The 24,147-nt window shown below is 53.8% G+C and carries 19 protein-coding genes; 6 read left to right on the forward strand and 13 right to left on the reverse strand.

Annotated features, from left to right (window positions below; all coding sequences use genetic code 11):
* Position 1: 1 nt before the first annotated feature.
* The 3 genes from mazG to rlmD are packed head-to-tail and all read right to left on the reverse strand — an operon-like array spanning position 2 to position 4,438.
* A complete protein-coding gene (gene mazG / locus OGW13_RS24660) occupies positions 2 to 793 on the reverse strand; it encodes a nucleoside triphosphate pyrophosphohydrolase (RefSeq protein ID WP_044264270.1) in 792 nt (263 codons plus the stop codon).
* Between the two features lie 60 nt (positions 794 to 853).
* Complete coding sequence (gene relA / locus OGW13_RS24665) at positions 854 to 3,088, reverse strand: GTP diphosphokinase (protein WP_042999515.1); 2,235 nt, start codon at positions 3,086 to 3,088, stop codon at positions 854 to 856.
* A gap of 51 nt (positions 3,089 to 3,139) precedes the next feature.
* Complete coding sequence (gene rlmD / locus OGW13_RS24670; protein WP_044327279.1) at positions 3,140 to 4,438, reverse strand: 23S rRNA (uracil(1939)-C(5))-methyltransferase RlmD; 1,299 nt, start codon at positions 4,436 to 4,438, stop codon at positions 3,140 to 3,142.
* A gap of 57 nt (positions 4,439 to 4,495) precedes the next feature.
* Here rlmD and barA point away from each other — a divergent pair, with 57 nt between their 5' ends.
* On the forward strand, positions 4,496 to 7,252 hold the full coding sequence (barA, locus tag OGW13_RS24675) for a two-component sensor histidine kinase BarA (RefSeq protein WP_287116601.1): 2,757 nt from the start codon (positions 4,496 to 4,498) through the stop codon (positions 7,250 to 7,252).
* 33 nt (positions 7,253 to 7,285) lie between these two features.
* Here barA and OGW13_RS24680 read toward each other — a convergent pair whose 3' ends face one another.
* The 8 genes from OGW13_RS24680 to syd all read right to left on the reverse strand — a co-directional run bounded on the left by OGW13_RS24680 (position 7,286) and on the right by syd (position 15,817).
* Positions 7,286 to 8,428: a glycerate kinase gene (locus OGW13_RS24680; RefSeq protein WP_287116602.1), complete on the reverse strand. Its 1,143-nt coding sequence runs from the start codon at positions 8,426 to 8,428 to the stop codon at positions 7,286 to 7,288.
* A gap of 88 nt (positions 8,429 to 8,516) precedes the next feature.
* Positions 8,517 to 9,857 carry a glucarate dehydratase gene (gudD, locus tag OGW13_RS24685; protein ID WP_044254254.1) on the reverse strand — a complete coding sequence of 447 codons (1,341 nt, stop codon included), beginning with the start codon at positions 9,855 to 9,857 and terminating at the stop codon, positions 8,517 to 8,519.
* Between the two features lie 19 nt (positions 9,858 to 9,876).
* Positions 9,877 to 11,217, reverse strand: a complete 1,341-nt coding sequence (locus OGW13_RS24690; protein WP_042999510.1) for an enolase C-terminal domain-like protein — start codon at positions 11,215 to 11,217, stop codon at positions 9,877 to 9,879.
* A complete protein-coding gene (gene gudP / locus OGW13_RS24695; RefSeq protein WP_042999509.1) occupies positions 11,214 to 12,572 on the reverse strand; it encodes a galactarate/glucarate/glycerate transporter GudP in 1,359 nt (452 codons plus the stop codon). The genes OGW13_RS24690 and gudP overlap by 4 nt, the downstream gene beginning before the upstream one ends.
* Positions 12,573 to 13,054: 482 nt before the next feature.
* Positions 13,055 to 13,504, reverse strand: coding sequence for a flavodoxin (locus OGW13_RS24700; protein ID WP_042999508.1), 450 nt, complete (start codon positions 13,502 to 13,504; stop codon positions 13,055 to 13,057).
* A gap of 6 nt (positions 13,505 to 13,510) precedes the next feature.
* A complete protein-coding gene (gene truC, locus OGW13_RS24705; RefSeq protein ID WP_287116603.1) occupies positions 13,511 to 14,305 on the reverse strand; it encodes a tRNA pseudouridine(65) synthase TruC in 795 nt (264 codons plus the stop codon).
* Positions 14,305 to 14,634 (reverse strand): YqcC family protein, encoded by a 330-nt coding sequence (locus OGW13_RS24710; protein WP_042999506.1) that lies wholly within the window; start codon positions 14,632 to 14,634, stop codon positions 14,305 to 14,307. Before OGW13_RS24710 ends, truC begins: the two co-directional genes overlap by 1 nt.
* Before the next feature lie 637 nt (positions 14,635 to 15,271).
* Positions 15,272 to 15,817, reverse strand: coding sequence for a SecY-interacting protein (syd, locus tag OGW13_RS24715; protein ID WP_044254248.1), 546 nt, complete (start codon positions 15,815 to 15,817; stop codon positions 15,272 to 15,274).
* Between the two features lie 68 nt (positions 15,818 to 15,885).
* On the opposite strand from syd, the gene queF reads away from it, so the two are divergent.
* The 5 genes from queF to xni all read left to right on the forward strand — a co-directional run bounded on the left by queF (position 15,886) and on the right by xni (position 22,304).
* Positions 15,886 to 16,734 (forward strand): NADPH-dependent 7-cyano-7-deazaguanine reductase QueF, encoded by an 849-nt coding sequence (gene queF, locus OGW13_RS24720; RefSeq protein ID WP_044254245.1) that lies wholly within the window; start codon positions 15,886 to 15,888, stop codon positions 16,732 to 16,734.
* Positions 16,735 to 16,846: 112 nt separating this feature from the next.
* A complete protein-coding gene (gene ppnN, locus OGW13_RS24725) occupies positions 16,847 to 18,211 on the forward strand; it encodes a nucleotide 5'-monophosphate nucleosidase PpnN (protein ID WP_044264278.1) in 1,365 nt (454 codons plus the stop codon).
* Positions 18,212 to 18,718: 507 nt separating this feature from the next.
* Entirely contained in the window at positions 18,719 to 20,008 is a 1,290-nt protein-coding gene (sdaC, locus tag OGW13_RS24730) for an HAAAP family serine/threonine permease SdaC (RefSeq protein ID WP_042999502.1), read from the forward strand.
* A 60-nt stretch (positions 20,009 to 20,068) separates the two neighbouring features.
* Positions 20,069 to 21,436, forward strand: coding sequence for an L-serine ammonia-lyase II (sdaB, locus tag OGW13_RS24735; protein WP_042999501.1), 1,368 nt, complete (start codon positions 20,069 to 20,071; stop codon positions 21,434 to 21,436).
* Positions 21,437 to 21,548: 112 nt separating this feature from the next.
* The gene (xni, locus tag OGW13_RS24740) at positions 21,549 to 22,304 is read left to right on the forward strand and encodes a flap endonuclease Xni (protein ID WP_044326723.1); all 756 of its coding nucleotides are present in this window, start codon (positions 21,549 to 21,551) and stop codon (positions 22,302 to 22,304) included.
* Between the two features lie 64 nt (positions 22,305 to 22,368).
* Here xni and fucA read toward each other — a convergent pair whose 3' ends face one another.
* Both fucA and OGW13_RS24750 read right to left on the reverse strand, forming a co-directional pair.
* On the reverse strand, positions 22,369 to 23,016 hold the full coding sequence (fucA, locus tag OGW13_RS24745; protein WP_044264281.1) for an L-fuculose-phosphate aldolase: 648 nt from the start codon (positions 23,014 to 23,016) through the stop codon (positions 22,369 to 22,371).
* A gap of 57 nt (positions 23,017 to 23,073) precedes the next feature.
* Positions 23,074 to 24,072 (reverse strand): LacI family DNA-binding transcriptional regulator, encoded by a 999-nt coding sequence (locus OGW13_RS24750; RefSeq protein ID WP_042999498.1) that lies wholly within the window; start codon positions 24,070 to 24,072, stop codon positions 23,074 to 23,076.
* Between the last annotated feature and the right edge of the window lie 75 nt (positions 24,073 to 24,147).

A 24,147-nucleotide genomic window follows, 5' to 3' on the forward strand; every position in this document is an offset into this window, starting at 1 on the left:
CTTAGAGATCAATTTCCTGCCGTTTTACCTGTTGCCAGACTTCTTCCATCGTTTCCAGGTCAACACCGGTCATTTCCAGGCCGCGCGCCGCCACAATCCGTTCGACCTCACGAAAACGCCGCTCGAACTTTTCGTTGGCTTTTTGCAGAGCGGTCTCCGCTTTGGTGCCTAAATGACGGGCCATATTGACGGTGGCAAACAGCAAATCGCCCATTTCCTCTTCCAGTTTAGCCTGGTCGACAACGACCTGCCGGGCCTCGTGCATGACCTCGTCGATCTCTTCATACACCTTATCGACCACTGGTCCCAGCGTCGTCCAGTCAAAACCGACATTCGAACAGCGCTTCTGGATTTTCTGCGCCCGCATTAGCGCTGGTAAACTGCGCGGAATATCATCGAGGGCAGAATGCTGCGCTTTTTGCGCTCGTTCGCCGGTTTTGATTTGTTCCCAGCGGGCCAGCACTTCAGTGCTGTTGTTGACCTGGGCATCCGCAAAAACATGCGGGTGGCGACGCTCGAGTTTGTCACTGATGGCGGCACAAATATCATTGAAATCAAAGCGCCCTTCTTCCTGGGCTATTTGTGCGTAAAACACGACCTGAAACAGTAGATCGCCCAGCTCACCGCGCAGATCGTCAAAATCCTCACGGGAAATCGCGTCGAGCACTTCGTAGGTTTCTTCAAGGGTGTAAGGGGCGAGCGTGACGAAAGTCTGTTCGTTATCCCACGGACAGCCGGTTTTCGGGTCGCGCAGGCGTTGCATGATGCCAAGCAGGCGGTCAATTTGGGTCATTGGAACATCCTGAAAACACAGGCCCGATAAGCGAGGCGCCACCGGGCCTGGAAAGTAAAATTAATTGCCGTGCAAACGACGCGCGTCAATCACATCAGGTACCTGATTCAGCTTGCTGAGCACGCGTCCCAGCACCTGCAGGTTGTAGATTTCAATTGTCATATCGATAGTAGCAAGCTGTTGTTTGGTATCGCTACGACTGGCAACGCCGAGCACATTGACCTTCTCGTTCGCCAGAATCGTCGTGATATCACGCAATAAACCGCTGCGATCGTTGGCTTGTACGCGCACTACCAGCGAGTATCCCGCCGAATAGCTTTCACCCCACACGGCGTCCACAAGGCGTTCCGGCGCATGCGCACGCAGTTCGACCAGTTGCTCACAGTCCGCCCGATGGACGGAAATCCCGCGGCCCTGGGTAATAAACCCAACAATCTCATCGCCTGGAATCGGCTGGCAGCAACGGGCAATGTGATGCATCAAATTACCTACGCCTTCCACAACAACACGCCCATCGTCTTTACGCCGGTTCTGCGGCGCATGCGTTTTCTGCTGAAGCTGTTTCAGCGCGGCGGCGTCTTCTTCGGCGGCGCTCGGTTTGTTGAACTGCGATTGCAGGAAGTTCACCATCTGGTTCAGACGGATATCGCCCCCGCCAATCGCCGCCAGCAGTTCCTCCAGCTCGTTGAAGTTGTAGCGCGGCAGCAGATGCTTTTCCGCTTCTTTCAGGCTGATCCCTAAATGCGACAGCTCGTCATCCAGAATCTGCCGTCCGGCAAGGATGTTCTTATCGCGGTCCTGTTTCCGGAACCAGGCGTGGATTTTCGAGCGCCCACGGCTGGTCGTCACATAGCCCAGATTCGGATTCAGCCAGTCGCGGCTCGGGTTCGGCTGTTTCTGGGTGATGATTTCGATCTGATCGCCCATCTGCAACTGATAGGTAAACGGCACGATGCGCCCACCGATTTTCGCCCCAATACAACGGTGCCCCACATCACTATGAATGTGATACGCAAAGTCGAGCGGCGTAGAGCCCGCGGGCAGATCCACAACATCGCCTTTCGGCGTAAAGACGTAGACCCGATCGTCAAACACCTGACTGCGCACTTCGTCGAGCATTTCGCCAGAGTCCGCCATCTCTTCCTGCCAGGCGATCAGCTTACGCAGCCAGGCAATGCGGTCCTCATGGCCGGAACGCGCCCCGCCTGCGGCTGCGCCTTCTTTATACTTCCAGTGCGCGGCGACGCCCAGCTCAGCGTCCTCGTGCATTTGTTTAGTACGAATCTGGATCTCTACCGTTTTGCCGCCGGGCCCCAACACCACGGTGTGAATCGACTGATAGCCATTCGGTTTCGGGTTGGCGACATAGTCGTCAAACTCATCCGGCAGATGGCGATAGTGCGTGTGGACAATGCCCAGCGCGGCGTAGCAGTCCTGCAAGCGCTCGGCGACGATACGCACGGCGCGCACGTCAAACAGCTCATCAAATGCCAGATGCTTTTTCTGCATTTTTCGCCAGATGCTGTAGATGTGTTTCGGGCGTCCATACACTTCCGCCTTTACGCCTTCCGTTTTCATCTCTGAGCGCAAATGACTCACGAACTCTTCAATGTAGTGCTCACGATCGATACGCCGTTCATGCAGCAGTTTGGCAATGCGTTTGTACTCGGCAGGATGCAGATAGCGGAAGCAATAATCTTCCAGCTCCCATTTCAGCTGACCGATACCTAATCGGTTCGCCAGCGGCGCATAGATGTTAGTGCACTCTTTTGCCGCCAACACGCGCTCATCTTCCGGCGCGTCTTTCACCTCGCGCAGATGGGCGATTCGTTCAGCAAGTTTGATGACCACACAGCGGAAATCGTCGACCATCGCCAGCAGCATGCGCCGCACGTTGTCGACCTGCTCGGAGGAGACGGAATCGGTATGGGTCGCTTTCAACTGGCGAATGGCCGCCATGTCACGCACGCCATGAATCAGATTGACGATAGACTTACCTACGCTTTCCTGCAGGGTATCTTCGCTAACGACATTGGCATCTGCCAGAGGGAACAGCAGCGCTGCCCGCAGCGTGTCGATATCCATACTGAGTGTCGAGAGGATTTCCACCATCTCCACGCCACGCCACAGCAGCAGTTCCGCATCCGGATGCCCCTGTGTCTGTTGCAGGCAATACGCCCAGGTTTCGGCTAAGCGTTCACATGACTGCTGGCTGGTGATCCCAAGACTTTCGATCCACTTTTTCGGGTCAAATTCCCCAGCTTTGTTTAGATGCGCACTTCTTACCGCAACCATTGTCCTCTCCTTAAGGGACGTGACCTGTCGAAGTCGACAAGTCGTGATTCATTATGAATGCTCAAACAATACCATCGATTCCAGGTGTCCCGTGTGGGGGAACATGTCAAGCATCGCCAGCCGTTGTATTTGATATCCTGCGCGTAATAACGCCTCACTATCACGCGCCAGCGTGGCAGGATTACAGGATACATAAACAATGCGGCCAGGCTGCAATTTTATAATATGTTGCATCACGCCCGCAGCCCCTGCGCGCGCAGGGTCGAGCAAGATTTTATCAAAACCGTTTTTGGCCCACGGCTGTCGGGTGACATCCTCTTCAAGATTTTCATGAAAGAATGTCACATTGTGTAATCCATTTTGTTGTGCATTTTCGCGCCCTTTTTCCACCAGCGCAGGCACGCCTTCCACCCCGACAACGCTTGCCGCCCGGGTTGCCAACGGGAGTGTGAAATTGCCCATCCCGCAGAAGAGATCCAGCACGCGATCGCCAGGCTGTACGTCCAGCCATTCCAGCGCGCTGGCCACCATTTTCTGGTTCACCCCTGCATTGACCTGAATAAAATCACGCGGACTGAAGTTTAAGCGTAGCCCGTTTGATTCATACCAGGGCGTCTGACCAGAAACCGTTTCCAGTATCTCGCTTTGCGGTGCCAGATACAGAGACAGTCCCTTTGAATGCGAAAAGCGTTCCAGTTTTTCGTTATCCGCGCGACTTAACGGCGCGGTATGGCGCAGAATCATCAACGTACCGCTGTCTGCCTGCACCAGTTCAACATGTCCCAGATGGCGAATTCCCTGCAGGCTGCCAAGGCATGCCCTGAGATCGGGCAGCAATGCTTCAAGTTGGGGCACCAGAATGGGGCACTGTCTGACATCAACGATGTCACTGGACGCTGACTTGCGAAACCCCATCTGGAACTGCTGGGTCTTGGGTTGGAAGTTGAGACTTAAACGTGCGCGACGGCGATAGCCCCACGGCGCATCGGCGATCACCTCGGTGACATCGTTATTCATCAGGCGTGACAGCGCGGCGCTTTTACTGCGCTGCTGCAGTTCGATACTCGCGTGCTGTTGCTGACAGCCGCCGCAAATGCCAAAGTGCGGACAACGCGGCGTGACGCGATCCGGGCTATCATTCAAACGGCGCTTAACCTGAGCTTTCGCGTACTGTTTTTTATCTTCGGTGATCGCCACGTCCGCACTTTCCTGCGGCAACAATCCGGGGATAAACAACGTCTTTCCGTTGTGTCGCGCAACGCCCTGACCAAAAGAATCGAGGTCATTGACGGTAACGGTTATGATCTGGCGCGTCGTCACGCGCCGTTTTGCAGAGTAGAATTGCGCCATCGACGAGAATATTCTCAATTTAACAGTGTGACCCTAATTGTCCCATAACGGAACTCCATGACCAACTACAGCCTGCGTGCTCGCATGATGATTCTGATCCTGGCCCCGACCGTGCTTATCGGTTTACTGCTCAGTATCTTTTTCGTTGTGCATCGCTACCACGACTTGCAGCGTCAACTGGAAGATGCCGGTGCCAGTATCATCGAGCCTCTCGCGGTCTCTACCGAATACGGTATGAACCTGCAAAACCGCGAATCCATCGGCCAGCTCATTAGCGTTTTGCATCGCCGCCACTCAGAGATTGTGCGGGCGATTTCGGTCTACGACGAGAACAATCACCTCTTCGTCACCTCGAATTTCAATCTCAATCCGTCGGAAATGCAACTGCCTCCGGGCTCACCGTTTCCGCGCCGACTGAGCGTTGAGGGTCAGGGCGATATTTTAATCCTGCGCACGCCGATCATTTCAGAAAGCTATTCGCTTGACGAATCCCCGGCCACTGATGCGAAAAACGCGGGTAATATGTTGGGATATGTGGCGCTTGAACTCGATCTCAAGTCGGTCCGCTTACAACAGTATAAAGAAATCTTCATTTCTTCCGTCATGATGCTGTTTTGTATCGGCATTGCGCTGATCTTTGGCTGGCGTCTGATGCGCGATGTGACAGGGCCGATTCGCAACATGGTCAATACGGTTGACCGCATCCGCCGGGGGCAACTCGACAGCCGCGTGGAGGGCTTTATGCTCGGCGAGCTGGATGTGTTGAAAAACGGCATTAACTCAATGGCCATGTCGCTCGCGGCCTATCACGAAGAGATGCAGCACAATATCGATCAGGCGACCTCCGATTTGCGTGAAACGCTCGAGCAGATGGAGATCCAAAACGTCGAGCTGGATCTCGCGAAAAAGCGTGCGCAGGAAGCCGCCCGCATCAAGTCTGAATTTTTGGCCAACATGTCCCATGAGCTGCGTACCCCGCTGAACGGCGTGATCGGCTTTACGCGCCTGACGCTGAAAACCGAGCTGAATACCACCCAGCGCGACCACCTGAATACCATCGAGCGTTCGGCAAATAACCTGCTGGCAATCATCAACGACGTTCTCGATTTCTCTAAGCTGGAAGCGGGTAAACTTATTCTCGAAAGCATTCCCTTTGCCCTGCGCAATACGCTCGATGAAGTGGTGACGCTGCTGGCACATTCATCGCACGACAAAGGGCTGGAGCTGACGCTCAATATTAAGAATGACGTACCGGATAACGTGATTGGCGACCCGCTGCGTTTGCAGCAGGTCATCACTAATCTGGTCGGTAACGCGATTAAATTCACCGAGAGCGGCAACATCGACATTCTGGTGGAAAAGCGTTCGCTGAGTAACACCAAAGTGCAGATCGAAGTGCAGATCCGCGATACCGGCATCGGTATCCCCGAGCGCGACCAGTCACGCCTGTTCCAGGCTTTCCGTCAGGCCGATGCCAGTATTTCCCGTCGCCACGGCGGTACCGGACTGGGGCTGGTGATCACGCAGAAGCTGGTTAACGAGATGGGCGGCGATATCTCCTTCCACAGCCAGCCGAATCGCGGCTCAACCTTCTGGTTCCACATCAATCTCGATCTGAATCCGAATGTGATTAAGGATGGCCCGGCGACCACCTGCCTGGTGGGTAAACGTATTGCCTACATCGAGCCAAATGCCGCCGCCGCGCAGTGTACGCTGGATATTCTTAGCGAAACGCCGCTGGAGGTGATTTATAGCCCAACGTTTTCCGCACTGGCCGTTGAGCACTACGACTTTATGCTGCTTGGCGTTGCCGTCACCTTCAAAGAGCCGCTGACAATGCAGCACGAGCGGCTGATTCAGGCAACCAAAATGACCGAATTCCTGATGCTGGCGCTGCCGTGCCACGCTCAGGTGAACGCCGAGAAACTCAAACAGGACGGTGTGGCAAGTTGTCTGCTAAAACCCCTGACCTCCACGCGTCTGCTGCCCGCGCTGGTGGATTTGTGTCGTCAGAATCACCCCGAAAGCGCGCTGGTCTCAGACGAAAGCAAAATTGCCATGACGGTTATGGCGGTTGATGATAATCCAGCCAACCTGAAGCTGATTGGCGCACTGCTGGACGATCTGGTTCAACATGTTGAGCTGTGTGATAGCGGCCAACAGGCGGTCGATCGCGCGAAGCAGATGCAGTTTGATCTGATCCTGATGGATATTCAGATGCCGGACATGGATGGCATTCGGGCTTGCGAACTGATCCACCAGCTTCCTCATCAACAGCAAACCCCGGTGATCGCCGTCACCGCGCACGCGATGGCAGGCCAGAAAGAGAAATTGCTGAGTGCCGGAATGAATGACTATCTGGCAAAACCGATCGAAGAAGAGAAGCTGTTTAATCTGCTGCAACGCTACAAACCTGGCGCAAGTGTTCCGACACGCCGGCTTAGCGCTGAACCGATCGAACCGGTTTTCAACCCAAATGCCACGCTGGACTGGCAACTGGCGCTACGCCAGGCCGCCGGAAAACCCGATCTGGCACGCGATATGCTGCAAATACTGATCGATTTTCTGCCGGAAGTGCGTAATAAAATCGAAGAGCAGTTGGTAGGGGAAAATCCACAAGGATTAATCGATTTGATTCATAAGCTGCATGGCAGTTGCGGTTATAGCGGCGTACCGCGCATGAAGAATTTGTGTCAGTTGCTGGAAAGCCAGTTACGCGAAGGGACGCCAGAAGAAGATCTGGAACCCGAGTTTCTGGAACTGCTGGACGAGATGGATAACGTGGCGCGTGAAGCGCGAAAATGGCTATTGTAGGCCGGACAGGCAGCGCGCCATCCGGCCTGTCGATCAGCGTAGCGTCTGTCCCATTTTGAGCGTCGCCGCGACGTTGCGCGCGGTCATGCGCACGTTCTCTGCGGCGTTCTTCAACGCATCGTCCAGCGTACAGATGGTATAAATCACGCTAAAGACGGCATCCAGCCCATGTTCATGGACGATGCCGACATCGGCCGTCAGGCTACCGGCAATACCGATCACCGGTTTGTGGTAGCGCTTTGCCACCTTCGCCACCCCTACCGGAACTTTACCGTGGATCGTCTGGCTATCCATGCGCCCTTCGCCGGTCACCACCAGATCGGCATCCGCAACGCACGCATCCAGTTGTAGCGCATCGGTGACTATCTCAATTCCGCGTCGCAGTTGCGCACCGCAAAACGCATACAGCGCCGCGCCCATACCGCCTGCCGCACCACCGCCAGCCAGTTCAAGGACATCCACCTCCAGATCGCGGGCGATAATCTGCGCATAATGCGCCAGTGCCGTATCCAGACGATCGATCGTCTCTGCCGTAGCCCCTTTCTGTGGACCAAACACCGCTGACGCCCCCTCTTTACCGGTCAGCGGGTTAGTCACATCACACGCGACTTTAATACGGCATGCGGCAAGACGCGGATCCAACTGGCTGATATCGATCCGTGTAAGCGCATCGAGCGCTGCTCCGCCCTTACCAATTTCATTCTGCCGGGCATCGAGCAATTTTGCCCCCAACGCCTGCACCATGCCCGCACCGCCGTCGTTGGTCGCACTGCCGCCGAGCCCGATAATAATATGATCTACGCCAGCATCCAGCGCATGACGAATCAACTCCCCGGTTCCCCAGGAGGTTGTCTTTAATGGATCGCGTAACGCGACAGGCACCTGCTCCAGGCCGCTGGCTGCCGCCATCTCAATGAAAGCCGTGCGCTCGTCGCCGGATAAGCCGAAAAACGCGGTGACGGGTTCCCCCAGCGGACCCGTGACGTTGACATCAACAATGCGTCCCGCCGTCGCCGCCACCATGGCTTCAACCGTTCCTTCACCGCCATCAGCAACCGGAAGTTTTACGTAATCCGCATCGGGCCAGATTTCACGAAAACCTTGCTCAATGGCGTTCGCCACCTCGAGAGCACTCAAACTTTCCTTATACGAGTCCGGTGCGATCACTATTTTCATAAGCCGTCCTTACGCATGTTGACTCAGCTAAGCATACACCCGGTTTACCAATAAAAAATAACCGGTCCTTTTGGGACCGGTCGACATCTTAACGAACCATGCATGGACGTTTGTTATCGAACGTCCAGTTCGGGATCAGATACTGCATCCCCATCGCGTCATCACGCGCGCCCAGACCATGCTTCTGATACAGCTCGTGAGCTTTCATTACCTGGTCCATATCCAGTTCAACGCCCAGACCCGGTTTCGCCGGTACCTGCACCATACCGCCTTTAATTTCAAACGGCGCTTTGGTCAGACGCTGGTTGCCTTCCTGCCAGATCCAGTGAGTGTCGATCGCCGTGATCTTGCCCGGCGCCGCCGCAGCCACATGGGTAAACATCGCCAACGAAATGTCAAAATGGTTATTGGAGTGTGAACCCCAGGTCAGACCGAACTCATGGCACATCTGCGCGACGCGCACAGAACCCTGCATCGTCCAGAAGTGCGGGTCAGCCAGCGGGATATCCACCGACTGTAATGACAGCGTATGGCCCATCTGACGCCAGTCGGTGGCGATCATATTGGTCGCGGTCGGCAGACCGGTGGCGCGACGGAACTCCGCCATCACCTCACGGCCCGAGAAGCCCTGCTCAGCACCACACGGATCTTCCGCGTAGGCCAGCGAACCTTTCAGGTATTTACCGATTTTGATCGCTTCATTCAGTGACCAGGCACCGTTAGGATCCAGTGTGACGCGCGCCTGTGGGAAGCGTTTTGCCAGCGCCACAATCGACTCCGCCTCTTCTTCCCCAGCCAGCACGCCGCCTTTCAGTTTGAAGTCATTGAAACCGTATTTTTCATACGCCGCTTCTGCCAGACGGACGACCGCATCGGGTGTCATCGCTTCTTCATGACGCAGACGATACCAGTCGCATTGCTCATCCGGTTGGCTCTGATACGGCAGCGGTGTGGCTTTGCGGTTACCGACGAAGAACAGATAGCCGAGCATTTCTACTTCGCTACGCTGTTGACCGTCCCCCAGCAAAGACGCCACGTTTACGCCCAGATGTTGTCCCAGCAGATCCAGCAGCGCAGCTTCAATGCCGGTGACTACGTGGATGGTGGTACGCAGGTCAAACGTTTGCAGACCGCGGCCGCCTGAGTCACGATCGGCAAAAGTATTGCGCACCGCATTCAGCACGTTTTTGTACTCACCAAGCTGTTTACCCACCACCAGCGGGATCGCGTCTTCCAGCGTCTTACGGATTTTTTCGCCACCGGGGATTTCACCCACGCCAGTATGACCGGAATTATCTTTGATAATCACAATATTACGCGTGAAGAACGGGGCATGTGCTCCGCTCAGGTTCATCAGCATACTGTCGTGGCCTGCAACCGGAATAACCTGCATTGCCGTTACAACAGGAGTAGTAAATTGTGCGTTCATTGTTGAGTCCTTATACAAGTCAGTGACGGCCGAAAACGGGACGTTTACGGTCAAAAGTCCAGCCGGGGATCAGGTACTGCATCGGACCGGCGTCATTTCGCGCACCGCCTGGCAGTTTTTTGTAAGCGTCATGCGCCTTCTGCACCTGATCCCAATCCAGTTCAACACCCAGTCCAGGCGCGTGAGGGACAGCAATTTTTCCGTTTTTAATCTCAAGAGGATTTTTCGTCAGGCGGCAATCGCCCTCCTGCCAGATCCAGTGCGTGTCGATGGCGGTCGGTTTACCCGGCGCTGCCGCGCCAACGTGGGTAAACATCGCCAGTGAAATATCGAAGTGGTTGTTAGAGTGGCAGCCCCAGGTCAGCCCCCAGTCGTCGCACAACTGTGCCACACGTACCGCACCGGAAAGCGTCCAGAAATGCGGATCGGCAAGCGGGATATCGACGGCATTCAGCATCACCGCATGACCCATTTCGCGCCAGTTAGTGGCGATCATGTTCGTCGCCACCGGCAATCCCGTGGCGCGACGGAATTCGGCCATCACTTCGCGCCCGGAAAAGCCCTGCTCGGCGCCACACGGATCTTCTGCGTAAGTGAGCACATCGTTCAACCCTTTGCACAGCGTGATCGCCTCTTCAAGCAGCCAGGCACCGTTGGGATCAACGGTAATACGCGCATCCGGGAATCGCTTTTTCAGCGCGCGAGCGGTATCGATCTCTTGCTCACCTGGCAGCACGCCGCCTTTGAGTTTGAAATCTTTAAAACCGTAGCGATCCTGCGAGGCTTCCGCCAGACGCACCACGGCATCGCTGTTGAGTGCTTCCTGATGGCGCAGGTGATACCAGTCGTGGTTGCCCGGTGTGGTCTCCAGATAAGGCAGATCGGTTTTGGTTCTGTCGCCCACGTAGAAAAGATAACCGAGCACGGTCACTGCATCACGCTGCTTGCCTGGCCCTAACAGTTCGCAGACCGGCACGTTGAGCGCCTTGCCCAGCAGATCAAGCAGCGCGGCTTCCAGCGCGGCCACCGCATTGACACGCAGTTCGAATGTCCAGGCGCCTTTGCCAAACGTATCAAAGTCAGCGGCCTGATTGCCTTTGTGGACCTGCTGGACCACTTTATTCAGTCGGGCCACTTCCTGACCGAGCACCATCGGAATGGCATCAACCAGCGTCTGGTAGATAACCTCTCCGCCCGGCGCTTCACCGACGCCGGTGTTCCCGGCGTTATCGGTTAGCACCACGATATTGCGGGTAAAATACGCGTTATGCGCACCGCCAATGTTGAGGAGCATACTGTCATGTCCGGCGACCGGAATGACCTTCATGTCCGTGATAACGGGGCTGGATTGTGTCGTCATGATAGTTGTCCTGCGACCGGTTTCAGTTCGATACGTTTAATATCCCCCACCAGCACCAGGTAGCTCAGTACCGCGATCAACGCATGCACGCCCACATAAATCAGCGCACCGTTGAAGGAGCCGGTCGTGCCAACGATGTAGCCAATGGCAATGGGTGTCACGATGCCAGAGATGTTGCCGAACATGTTGAACAGACCCCCGCTCAGGCCGCTGATCTCTTTCGGCGCTGTATCAGCCATCACCGCCCAGCCCAGGGCACCGATGCCCTTACCAAAGAACGCCAGCGCCATGAAACCGATGATCATCCACTCGACGTTGACGTAGTTACAGAACACCATCACCATCGACAACAACATCCCCATCACGATAGGCGTTTTACGCGCAATGTTCAGTGAGCCGGTCCGACGCATCAGCCAGTCGGAGATAATGCCGCCCAGCACCCCGCCGATAAATCCACACACCGCAGGAACCGAGGCCACAAAGCCCGCTTTCAGGATCGACATACCGCGAGCCTGTACCAGATAAACCGGGAACCAGGTGATAAAGAAGTAGGTCAGCGCGTTAATGCAGTACTGACCGATATACACACCGATCATCATGCGGGAACCCAGCAACTGCTTGACCTGTCCCCATTTCACGCTGAGCGGCACTTTGGCTTTGGTGTCTTTCTGATCCATGTTGATCAGCGCACCGCCTTCTGCAATGTATTCCAGCTCTTTCTTGTTCACGCCCGGATGCTGGTTTGGCTCGTGGATCACTTTCAGCCAGATAAAGCTGATGACAATCCCAAGGCCGCCCATAAAGAAGAACACATGCGACCAACCCACTTCGTGCGTCAGCCAGCCCATGATTGGGGCAAAAATAACGGTGGCAAAGTACTGCGCTGAGTTAAAGATTGCGACCGCCGTTCCCCTCTCCTGTGCCGGGAACCAGGCCGCGACGATGCGACTGTTGCCGGGGAAGGATGGCGCTTCCGCCAGACCGACGAGGAAGCGCAAGGTAAACAGCGCGACGATAATGCCGAATCCGCTGAAGATATCGACGAAGCCCTGTAACAGGGTAAACATGGACCAAATGAAGATGGACCAGAAGTAAACGCGTTTGGAACCAAAACGGTCCAGCAGCCAGCCGCCCGGGATCTGCCCGATAACATAGGCCCATGAGAACGCAGAGAAAACGTAACCCATACCGACCGGATCCAGACCAATATCTTTGGCCATCTCCGAACCGGCAATGGATAAAGTGGCGCGGTCGCCATAGTTGAAGGAGGTGACGATAAACAACATCACCACTATCCAGTAGCGGGCATTGGTGCGTTTTTCCGCACCGCTCGCAGCCTGACTTAATGAACTCATTGTTGCACTCCTGAATTTTCGCGTTAGTCACGCTCACTCTGAACAGCACAACTGGTAGGGGATCAGAGGTGACGTTTCGTGTTTTTTATTGCAGCTTTTATTAGGTCGTTCGCCTTGCTAACTGCATTTTTTATAACTGGCAGGAGAAGTATAAAAAGCACCCGGTTCTTGCTCACCGTGCAAGAACCCAACATTTAGATGATGTATCACTTATGTTTATGGCAAAAGCCCAGGGTGATGGAAGCGACTTCACGGAATTGAAAACCTGTAACGGAAATCGCGTGGGACTTACGTGGAAAAGGCAGGAGTGTGAAACAGGTCGCTTGACCCTATGAAAACGCCCCTAAAAAACCTTCTGTGTTGAGGGTATTTAGGGGCGTTTGCCCGAGGCTAACTCGATTCAGTATGGGTAGCATAGCATCAGGTTGTTCCCGTGCCTGGCACCATAAGAGAGCCCCTCCCGGTAGGGGGAGGGTTCACTCTCAGGATAAGAGTGTGCCCCAATGTTCAACCCAGGGATTGGATTCGCTTTCGGGCTCCGGGTGCTCACTGGCATCAATCAACAACATTTCCCCCACGCGCTGCGCGCTTTGCTCCTGTAACAGGGCATCAAACTGTTTACCGCCATTACAGAAATTGACGTAGCTGCTGTCGCCTAACGCAATCACGCCGTAACGCAGATTTGGCTGGAAACCCAGTTGGTCTTTGATTCCCTGAAACAACGGCACAATGCTGTCAGGTAAATCGCCCTGCCCGGTCGTTGAGGTGACCACCAGCGCGATTTTATCCTGATATTTCTGCCAGTCCGTCAGTTCAGGATCTTCAAAAACGGTCGCATTGTGCCCCTGGGCCGTCAGGATCGCTTCGGCCTCTTCGGCCACCAGTAGCGCGTTACCATACATTGTCCCGACAAAAATCCCGATTTCCGCCATGCTTAATTACTCCCTGAATGAAGAACGTATGCGTTCATCCTGACCTGCTGGCTCACTTAACTCAACCCTTTCATTATCAGGGAGAAGTCCCTGCCAGCCAAACTGTGATAGCGCCTGCATCCAGACCGTATCCAGCCCGGCATGAATCGTCAACGGTTCACCGGTAAACGGATGAGTCAGCGAAAGCTGGCTGGCATGCAGCATCAGTCGGTTGCAGCCAAAATGTTCCGCTGCACTGCGGTTCTGCCGCAAATCGCCATGCTTGCTGTCGCCAATAATCGGATGGCGCAGGTGCGCCAGATGACGTCTGAGCTGATGCTTGCGTCCCGTTTGCGGATCCAGTTCCACCAGTCCGTAACGAGTCGTCGGATAACGCCCGGTTGCCACGGGCATTTCAACGGTGGCGAGGCCACGGTAATGAGTTACCGCAGGCTGTGGGTCTTTGTTTTCGCGGGCAAACTTGTCGGCGATTTTATCCAGTTCCTCCACCAGCGGATAATCGAGTACCGCCTCTTCCATTAACCAACCACGGACAATGGCGTGATAGCGCTTATGGATCTGGTGTTGCTCAAACTGCTGCGCGAGACGGCGTCCGGCTTCACTGGATAAGCCCATCAGCAGGACGCCGGATGTTGGTCTGTCGAGGCGATGCGCGGTAAACACATGCTGACCAATCTGGTCACGCACGGTCTGCATCACCACCACTTTTTCGTCTCGATCCAGCCAGCTGCGGTGCACCAGCCAGCAGGAAGGCTTGTTGACCGCAACCAGCCATTCATCCTGATACAGAATTTCCAGCATCAGGATTTATCTTGCGCAAAAAGCGCATCCAGCGCCTGCAACGCCTCCAGCAGGATTTCGCGCTGCGGATGATCGGCGGTCAGCGCCATTTCGTAATAAGGTGCGACGGCAAACGCCTCGGGCAGCGGTTGCGCACTGTCCAGTAGCGCATGCATGCGGGGGATAAGGACCCATTGCAGCCACTCAATGGGTTCCATCGTATCCATACAAAACGGTTGGGTGCTGGTAAACAGGTGGGCTTCGGGTTCATCCATCCGCCAGTGTTGATGCTCACGCAGCAACGCTTCAAGTGCATGAAGCTGCTGACGCACACGGTCATGAGTCGTCATGAAAGTCACCTCAATGATGAAAAATCTGGCGCGAAGGATACCACCAGTAAAATGAGAAGCAAAAAAAGGGAGCACTGTAAAAACAGTGCTCCCGGTTCGTTTCGCAGCATTCCAGCTACTTTTTGTGCTCCCTGCTCATCCGTGACAACTTTTCCTCTGGTCTTGCGACCTGTTGTTCATCCTGAACATTTTGCATCCTGCTCACACCACCCCGATGTGATTACTTCATCCTGAAGCATCCTGGCCATCCTGACCCACCGACTATCCTGACCGGCTCTCGTTCTCCTTCCTGGAGGTGTCCTTTAACGCATTCCCGCGTTATCCTCTTCACTTCATCCTGAAGCCTTTCCCTGTAACACCGTCCTGGTGTGTCCTGCTGAAGTGTCATCATCCTGATGTTCACTTCGTTGTGCGACTCCCTGTCGACGTACATAGAATCGCCTTTTTCACGCCGTCTTACAAGATGCTTACAGGCAATGCCTTAAGGAAAATTTCATATGAAAGTTGACATAAAATCATTAACTCGATGATTTATTAGGTTATTAGCCATTTTTACTTCGTGATATCTTCATTTACTACCTGGCGATCTCCTACAGGGCTTGTAAGAGATCTCTCACATATTCATGAGTGAAATGGATTACAGAAGAGGATTAAGGTGCGTAAGGAAATCCGCAAGAGAAGGGGCCAGGACGGAACGATTACGGGTTCCCAGCGTTTCTTTGATCACTTCCCCCGACAGATTGCAGAGCGAAATGACCTCCAGTTCATTGTCCAGTGTGGCAATAAAAAGGGTCGGCGACAGTTTCAAACGTTTCTGCGTCACCAGATGACCAATCAGGTTCTCCTGAACCCGTCTGAAATCATCCACGCTCCAGGTTTGCAACAGCGTCAGCGTTTCGCTGCCTGACTGCGCGCGCATATCCCCGGCAAACTGCGTGGTATAAAATGCGTGAAGCGCAGGTTGTACCACAATATCGAAGGCGCGTTCAACCGCGTTTACATTCTGTTCACCTTCAAACGGCTGCGGTTGCCAGTACACGGCATCACGGGTAGTCGAGATAATGCAGGGAGAAGGCACGCCATACAGTTCTTCGCTCATCGGCCAACTGCCGTTTTTTGCATGCCATGCGTCACAGTAACGCGCCGTAAAATCCTTCAGGGCTAAAGCTGTCTGTTCGTCCACCGGTTTCTCTCTTCATAAAAGCCAGGATACACTTGGCGCATAGTGTATCTGGTTTATGACGGTGAAACATGTCTTCTTATGAAAACCATCAGGCTCTTGATGGCCTGACGCTCGGTAAATCAACGGATTACCGGGATATTTACGACCCCAGCCTGTTACAGGGCGTGCCTCGCAGTCTGAATCGCGACCCGCTGGGTCTAAAAGCTGACAGCCTGCCGTTTCACGGTGCCGATATCTGGACGCTGTATGAACTGTCATGGCTGAATGCCAGGGGATTACCACAGGTGGCGGTGGGTCAGGTGGAACTGGATTACACCAGCCTCAATCTGATTGAATCCAAAAGCTTTAAGCTGTATCTGAACAGTTTTAACCAGACGCGGTTTGACTCCTGGGAAGCGGTACAACAGACGCTGGAAAACGATTTGCGCGCCTGTGCTGAAGGGAAAGTGACCGTTGCGCTATACCGTCTCGATGAGCTGGAAGGACAGCCGGTCGCGCATTTTCACGGCACCTGCATTGATGATCAGGACATTGACATCGATAACTACCAGTTCACTACCGATTATCTGCAGTCCGCCACCAGCGGTGAAAAAGTGGTAGAAGAGACGCTGGTGAGTCATCTGTTGAAATCAAACTGTCTGATCACCCATCAGCCGGACTGGGGCTCCATACAAATTCAGTATCGCGGACGCAAGATCGATCGCGAAAAACTACTCCGTTATCTGATCTCTTTCCGCCATCATAACGAGTTTCACGAGCAGTGCGTAGAACGCATTTTCAACGACCTGCTACGCTTCTGTCAGCCGGAAAAACTGAGCGTTTATGCACGCTATACGCGCCGTGGTGGTCTGGATATTAACCCATGGCGGAGCAACACCGACTTCGTTCCGGCAACCGGCAGATTAGTTCGACAGTGAATTATTTCACAATTTTGCGGGTCGGATTCCACGCGTAAGGTTGTGAAAGGTCATAAGCCAGGGCTATTGTACTCTACAGGGAATGACGTTTTGCGTCCCATAAGGAGTTTACTTGATTACACATATTAGCCCGCTTGGCTCAATGGACATGTTGTCGCAGCTGGAAGTCGATATGCTTAAACGCACGGCCAGCAGCGACCTGTATCAACTGTTTCGTAACTGTTCGCTTGCCGTTTTAAACTCCGGCAGTCTGACTGACAACAGCAAAGAGCTGCTGTCCCGCTTTGAAAGTTTCGACATTAACGTGCTGCGTCGAGAACGCGGCGTGAAGCTGGAACTGATCAACCCGCCAGAAGATGCCTTCGTCGACGGCCGTATCATCCGCGCACTGCAGGCGAACTTGTTTGCCGTGCTGCGCGATATTCTGTTTGTTAACGGGCAGATTCATAACGCGGGCCGTTTCCAGCATCTGGATCTCGAAAGCTCCGTGCACATTACTAACCTGGTGTTCTCTATTTTGCGTAATGCCAGAGCGCTGCACGTGGGCGAAGCGCCAAACATGGTGGTTTGCTGGGGCGGCCACTCGATTAATGAAAACGAATACCTGTACGCCCGACGCGTCGGGACACAGTTAGGTCTGCGCGAGCTGAACATCTGTACCGGTTGCGGGCCTGGCGCAATGGAAGCGCCGATGAAAGGTGCCGCGGTGGGCCATGCGCAACAGCGTTATAAAGACAGCCGTTTTATTGGGATGACTGAGCCGTCGATTATCGCCGCTGAACCACCGAACCCGCTGGTTAACGAACTGATCATTATGCCGGATATTGAAAAACGTCTGGAAGCCTTCGTGCGTATCGCCCACGGCATTATCATCTTCCCGGGCGGTGTCGGTACAGCGGAAGAGTTACTGTATCTGTTGGGGATCCTGATGAATCCGGCGAACAAAGATCAGGTTCTACCGCTCATCCTCACCGGCCCGAAAGAGAGCGCTGATTACTTCCGCGTGCTGGATGAGTTCATCGTGCATACGCTGGGAGAAGCCGCGCGCACGCATTACCGCATTATCATTGATGACGCAGCAGAAGTGGCGCGCCTGATGAAAAAAGCGATGCCGCTGGTGAAAGAGAACCGTCGTGATACCGGTGATGCCTACAGCTTCAACTGGTCGATTCGTATCACGCCGGATCTGCAAATGCCGTTCGAACCGTCCCACGAGAACATGGCCAACCTGAAGCTGTACCCTGACCAACCGGTTGAGGTACTGGCGGCAGACCTGCGTCGCGCCTTCTCCGGCATTGTAGCGGGTAACGTTAAGGAAGTGGGTATCCGCGCCATTGAAGAGTTTGGGCCATACAAAATCCACGGCGACAGTGAAATGATGCGTCGCATGGACGATCTCCTGCAAGGTTTTGTTGCGCAGCACCGTATGAAGCTTCCAGGCACCGCCTATATCCCCTGCTACGAAATTTGCGCCTGACGCGAAAAGCGTTTCATGGACCGGGAGCGGCGAATGGCCCTTCCGGTTTTTCTATAATTACCAATGAGATAACACGTTCACTTTATTAAGCCTGCTAATACATCATACAAAAAATATCGCTACGCAAACGATTACCTCGCTAATGCAACCGCGTTTTATCATCCATAATTTAAATTAGTCACCACAAACCACTATAAAGATCGCTTTTTACAACGTAACCTCCGCATCTGTCTGGCAATCCTTTCTGTCAATATGTTGTTAATGCTAGCCTTTGCACGCGTAAATTCGCTGTGATGATTTTTTAACAGACCAATGATCCAAAAATATCCACATTAGAAGTGGATTATTGCATTTGAGATCGCGATCACTGATAGATTCATTAGTTAAATGTATCTTTCTGCCCGCAAATTACTACGGTTAAAAATTTTATAAAAATCGTCGCTGCAAGAATTTCGTTTTACGGTCAGGAACATTTTCCTGATTTTTAGCTTCCTCCAGGAGAAATAGATGGAAACCATTCAAACCAGCACAATTGCTTCGACTGAATCACGAAGCGCATGGCGCAAGACCGATACCATGTGGATGCTGGGCCTTTATGGCACGGCTATCGGTGCGGGCGTATTGTTCCTGCCAATCAACGCAGGTGTCGGTGGGATGATCCCACTGATCATCATGGCAATCCTCGCCTTCCCGATGACCTTCTTCGCCCACCGTGGTCTGACTCGCTTTGTGCTGTCCGGCAAAAATCCGGGTGAAGACATCACAGAAGTGGTTGAAGAGCACTTTGGTATCGGCGCGGGTAAACTGATTACCCTGCTGTACTTCTTCGCGATTTACCCGATTCTGTTGGTCTATAGTGTCGCGATCACCAACACGGTTGAGAGCTTCCTGACTCACCAGTTATCCATCACCCCGCCACCGCGTGCGATCCTGTCGCTGATCCTGATTGTCGGGATGATGACTATCGTTCGCTTCGGTGAGCAGATGATCGTGAAGGCAATGAGCATCCTGGTGTTCCCGTTTGTCGCTGCACTGATGCTGCTGGCACTGTACCTGATCCCACAGTGGAGCGGTGCTGCGCTGGAAACCCTGTCCTTTGATTCTGCGGCTACGACCGGCAACGGTTTGTGGATGACCCTGTGGCTGGCAATTCCGGTGATGGTGTTCTCTTTCAACCACTCTCCGATTATCTCTTCTTTCGCAGTAGCGAAGCGTGAAGAGTACGGCGACGCGGCAGAGAAAAAATGCTCGAAGATTCTGGCATTCGCTCACATCATGATGGTGCTGACGGTGATGTTCTTCGTCTTCAGTTGCGTACTGAGTCTGACTCCGGCGGATCTGGCGGCAGCGAAAGAGCAGAACATCTCGATTCTGTCTTACCTGGCAAACCACTTTAATGCGCCGATCATCGCCTGGATGGCACCGATCATCGCAATGATTGCTATCACCAAATCCTTCCTCGGCCACTACCTGGGCGCACGTGAAGGTTTCAACGGGATGGTCATCAAATCTCTGCGTGGTAAAGGCAAGTCTATCGAAATCAACAAACTGAACCGCATCACTGCGCTGTTCATGCTGGTAACGACCTGGATTGTCGCCACCCTGAACCCGAGCATCCTCGGTATGATTGAAACCCTGGGTGGTCCAATCATCGCGATGATCCTGTTCCTGATGCCGATGTACGCAATCCAGAAAGTACCGGCAATGCGTAAATACAGCGGTCACATCAGCAACGTGTTTGTTGTCGTGATGGGTCTGATTGCTATCTCCGCGATTTTCTACTCCCTGTTCAGCTAAGTTGTTTAGCGCCGCTTTCGGGCGGCGCTTCCTCCCTGATATAACCGCAATGGATGCCCTATGATTAGCGTATTCGATATTTTCAAAATCGGCATTGGCCCTTCCAGTTCACACACCGTTGGACCAATGAAAGCTGGCAAACAATTCACGGATGATCTGATTGCCCGCCATATTCTGACGGATGTCACCCGCGTGGTGGTGGATGTGTATGGCTCCCTGTCGCTGACGGGTAAAGGCCACCACACCGATATCGCGATTATCATGGGTCTTGCGGGAAATCTGCCGGATACCGTCGACATCGACGCCATCCCGGGCTTCATCCAGGATGTGAACACCCACGGGCGACTGCTGCTGGCGAACGGTCAGCATGAAGTTGAATTCCCGGTTGATAAGTGCATGAATTTCCATGCCGATAACCTGTCTCTGCACGAGAACGGGATGCGCATTACCGCGCTGGCGGGCGATAACGTCCTCTACAGCCAGACTTATTACTCCATTGGCGGTGGTTTCATCGTTGATGAAGAACATTTCGGTTTACCGAACAGTGCGCCGGTCAACGTACCGTATCCGTACAAATCGGCTGCCGATTTGCAAAAACACTGTCAGGAAACCGGACTTTCCCTTTCCGGTCTGATGATGCAAAACGAACTGGCATTACACAGCAAAGAAGAGCTGGAACAGCACTTTGCTAACGTCTGGGAGGTAATGCGCAGCGGCATTGAGCGCGGCATCACCACCGAGGGCGTTCTGCCTGGAAAACTGCGCGTTCCCCGCCGTGCGGCAGCGCTGCGTCGTATGCTGGTGAGCAGCGACAAAACCACCACCGATCCGATGGCGGTCGTTGACTGGATCAACATGTTCGCTCTGGCGGTAAACGAAGAGAACGCCGCTGGCGGACGCGTGGTTACTGCACCGACGAACGGCGCCTGTGGTATCGTGCCAGCCGTGCTCGCCTACTACGACAAATTCATCCGCGAAGTGAACGCTAACTCGCTGGCTCGCTACATGCTGGTCGCCAGTGCGATTGGCTCACTGTACAAGATGAATGCCTCCATTTCCGGCGCGGAAGTGGGCTGTCAGGGCGAAGTCGGTGTGGCCTGCTCGATGGCGGCGGCCGGTCTGGCAGAACTGCTGGGCGGCAGTCCGATGCAGGTGTGTATTGCTGCGGAAATCGGTATGGAACACAACCTCGGTCTGACCTGCGATCCAGTTGCAGGACAGGTTCAGGTACCGTGCATTGAGCGTAACGCCATTGCATCCGTCAAGGCGGTCAACGCAGCACGTATGGCCCTGCGCCGTACCAGCGAACCTCGCGTTTGTCTCGATAAAGTCATCGAAACCATGTACGAAACCGGTAAAGACATGAACGCCAAGTACCGCGAAACCTCTCGCGGCGGCCTGGCCATGAAGATTGTCACCTGCGATTAATCGTGCACTCAGAGGCCTCATTTTGCGAGGCCTCTTCCCGTTTTAGCCTCCTGCAATAGCCTGCTTCCGTCCTGAATGTTACCCTACACGCTGACTGGTAAGGGAGAACACCGTGGCTGTCCATCTGCTCATCGTCGACGCACTCAATTTAATTCGCCGGATCCACGCCGTTCAGGGTTCGCCCTGTGTGGAGACCTGTCTGCACGCGCTTGACCAGCTGATTGTCCACAGCCAGCCCACCCACGCCGTGGCGGTGTTTGATGATGAAGCGCGTAACAGTGGATGGCGTCACCAGCGTCTTCCGGACTACAAAGCCGGTCGTCCACCGATGCCGGATGAACTGCACAATGAAATGCCCGCCCTGCGCACGGCCTTTGAACAGCGTGGCGTCGCGTGTTGGGTGTCGAGCGGCAATGAAGCCGATGATTTGGCGGCAACCCTGGCGGTAAAAGTCACACAAGCGGGCCACCAGGCGACTATCGTGTCGACTGACAAAGGCTATTGCCAGTTGCTCTCTCCGACGTTACGCATTCGCGATTACTTTCAGAAACGCTGGCTGGATGCGCCGTTCATTGAAAAAGAGTTTGGCGTTCAACCGCAGCAGTTGCCGGATTACTGGGGACTGGCGGGGATCAGCAGTTCAAAAGTACCCGGCGTCGCCGGTATTGGCCCGAAAGGCGCCACCCAACTGTTGGTGCAGTTTCAGACGCTGGAAGGTCTCTACGCACATCTGGATGAAGTGCCGGAAAAATGGCGCAAGAAGCTGGAGGCTCACCGGGAGATGGCATTCTTATGCCGTGATATCGCACGGTTGCAAACCGATTTGCAGCTTGACGGAAACCTGCAACAGTTGCGTCTGGCACGATAGAATTGCGGGCCGGATGGCGCAGACCGTCCGACCCGGCACACAAACCACGACGACTCTGCACCGCTTATTCTTCGATACGTAATCCGTAGGTTTTAAACTTCTCGAGCACTACGGCGATTTCTTCATCGGATAACACCGGCACCGGATCCATCACCGCCAGCGTCTTCATATAGAGTTGCGCCAGCACTTCCACCTCGTGCGCCAGCCACAGTGCCTTTTGCAGGTTCTCCTCGCAGGCAATTAAACCGTGGTGTTGCAGCAGCGTGGCTTTGCGATTTTTCAGCGCCACGACCACATGTTCTGAGAGTTCGCGAGTGCCAAAAGTGGCGTAGGGCGCGCAGGGAATGGAATTCCCTCCCGCCGCCGCAATCATATAGTGGATGGCCGGGATCGGCCGGTTGAGAATAGACACTGCGGTACAATGAATGGCGTGGTTATGCACAACAGCATTCGCTTCCGGGCGAGTCTGATAAGCCGCCAGATGAAAGCGCCATTCGCTGGACGGTAATTTCCCCTCTTCGTATTTGCCGTCGTTATCCACGTAGACAATCATCTGTTCGGTCATACGTTCATAAGGAATGCCGCTCGGGGTAATCAACATACCGTCCTGATAACGCGCGCTCACATTTCCCGCCGTCCCCTGGTTTAATCCCAGGCGCGTCATTTCAAGACAGGTTTCAATAATTTCTCGAGATAAACGAGTTCTTTCCATCTCAGTTCTCCGGGGTACTCGGTTCAATGACTGATAACACTCTTTTTGTCGCGCGTATTATTTTTGTCTTAAGCGCTTAATTAATTTCATTTCAACTTTTACCGTCTCATGAACAGGGCGATCTTCGATGGCGTTGAGCATCATTGTGAACGCTTTTTCCGCCCAGGCGTTCTCATCCTGCTGCATTGACCACACGTTATTGGACAAGAATCCCAGCATCGGGTGTTCGTCAAACGTACCGATATTGATCTCGGGCGGAATAACGCCAAAACGGTCACGAATGGCTCTTACTGCCCCTTCCAGCACCGGTAATGACGAGGCGATAAACGCCTGCGGACATCCTGCTTCGTCGATCAAAGCCTGCATGATCTGGTATCCCCCTTCCGGGGTGTTCACCGGCCCTTCGCGCACCCAGTCACGATGATGAATCCCTTTTTTACTGAGCGCATTCAGGTAACCCGTCAGACGGTCGCTGATACTGGGCAAACCGGTATCGCCCACCAGAAACCAGACCGGTAACTTTTCAGCATCCAGCAAACTTTGGGTTAAATGTTCACCGCCTGAAATATTGTGACTTTCCACCAGCGCGTTATCCGTGTATTTAAAATCACGGTCCAGCAATACCATCGGTTTTCTCACCTGACGTAAATGATGCTGCTGGTTTTCTAACGTTGACGGGACAATAAAAAGACCGTCCACATTACGGGCAATTAAAGCCTTGGTGATTTTGTTTTCGTAATCGACATCATCATAAGTACAGCTAATCATCAGCTGATAACCGGATCGGCGGCAGCGCTGCTCGAGTTTCTCTGCCAATGTGGCAAAGAAGACGTTAGAAATATTGGGAACAATCAGGCCAAGCGTATCCGTTTTATTCAGCTTCAGGCTGCGGGCGGAATGGTTAATCACATAACCATATCGCTCTACATATTCATTAATACGCGTTTGCGTTTTGAGGCTGATTCGATACTGTTCAGCTTTTCCGTTTAGCACCAGTCTCACGGTTGTCACCGATAAATTCAGGTCGCTGGCTATCTGTTCTACTGTTTTAGCCATGTATGTGCCCCAGTCACCGTCCAAGCGTCAATTGACAATCATAAAATCATTTTACACTTTTGTCTTACCGCATCA

Source organism: Citrobacter sp. Ca225 (assembly GCF_030337175.1).
Lineage (GTDB): Bacteria > Pseudomonadota > Gammaproteobacteria > Enterobacterales > Enterobacteriaceae > Citrobacter_A > Citrobacter_A amalonaticus.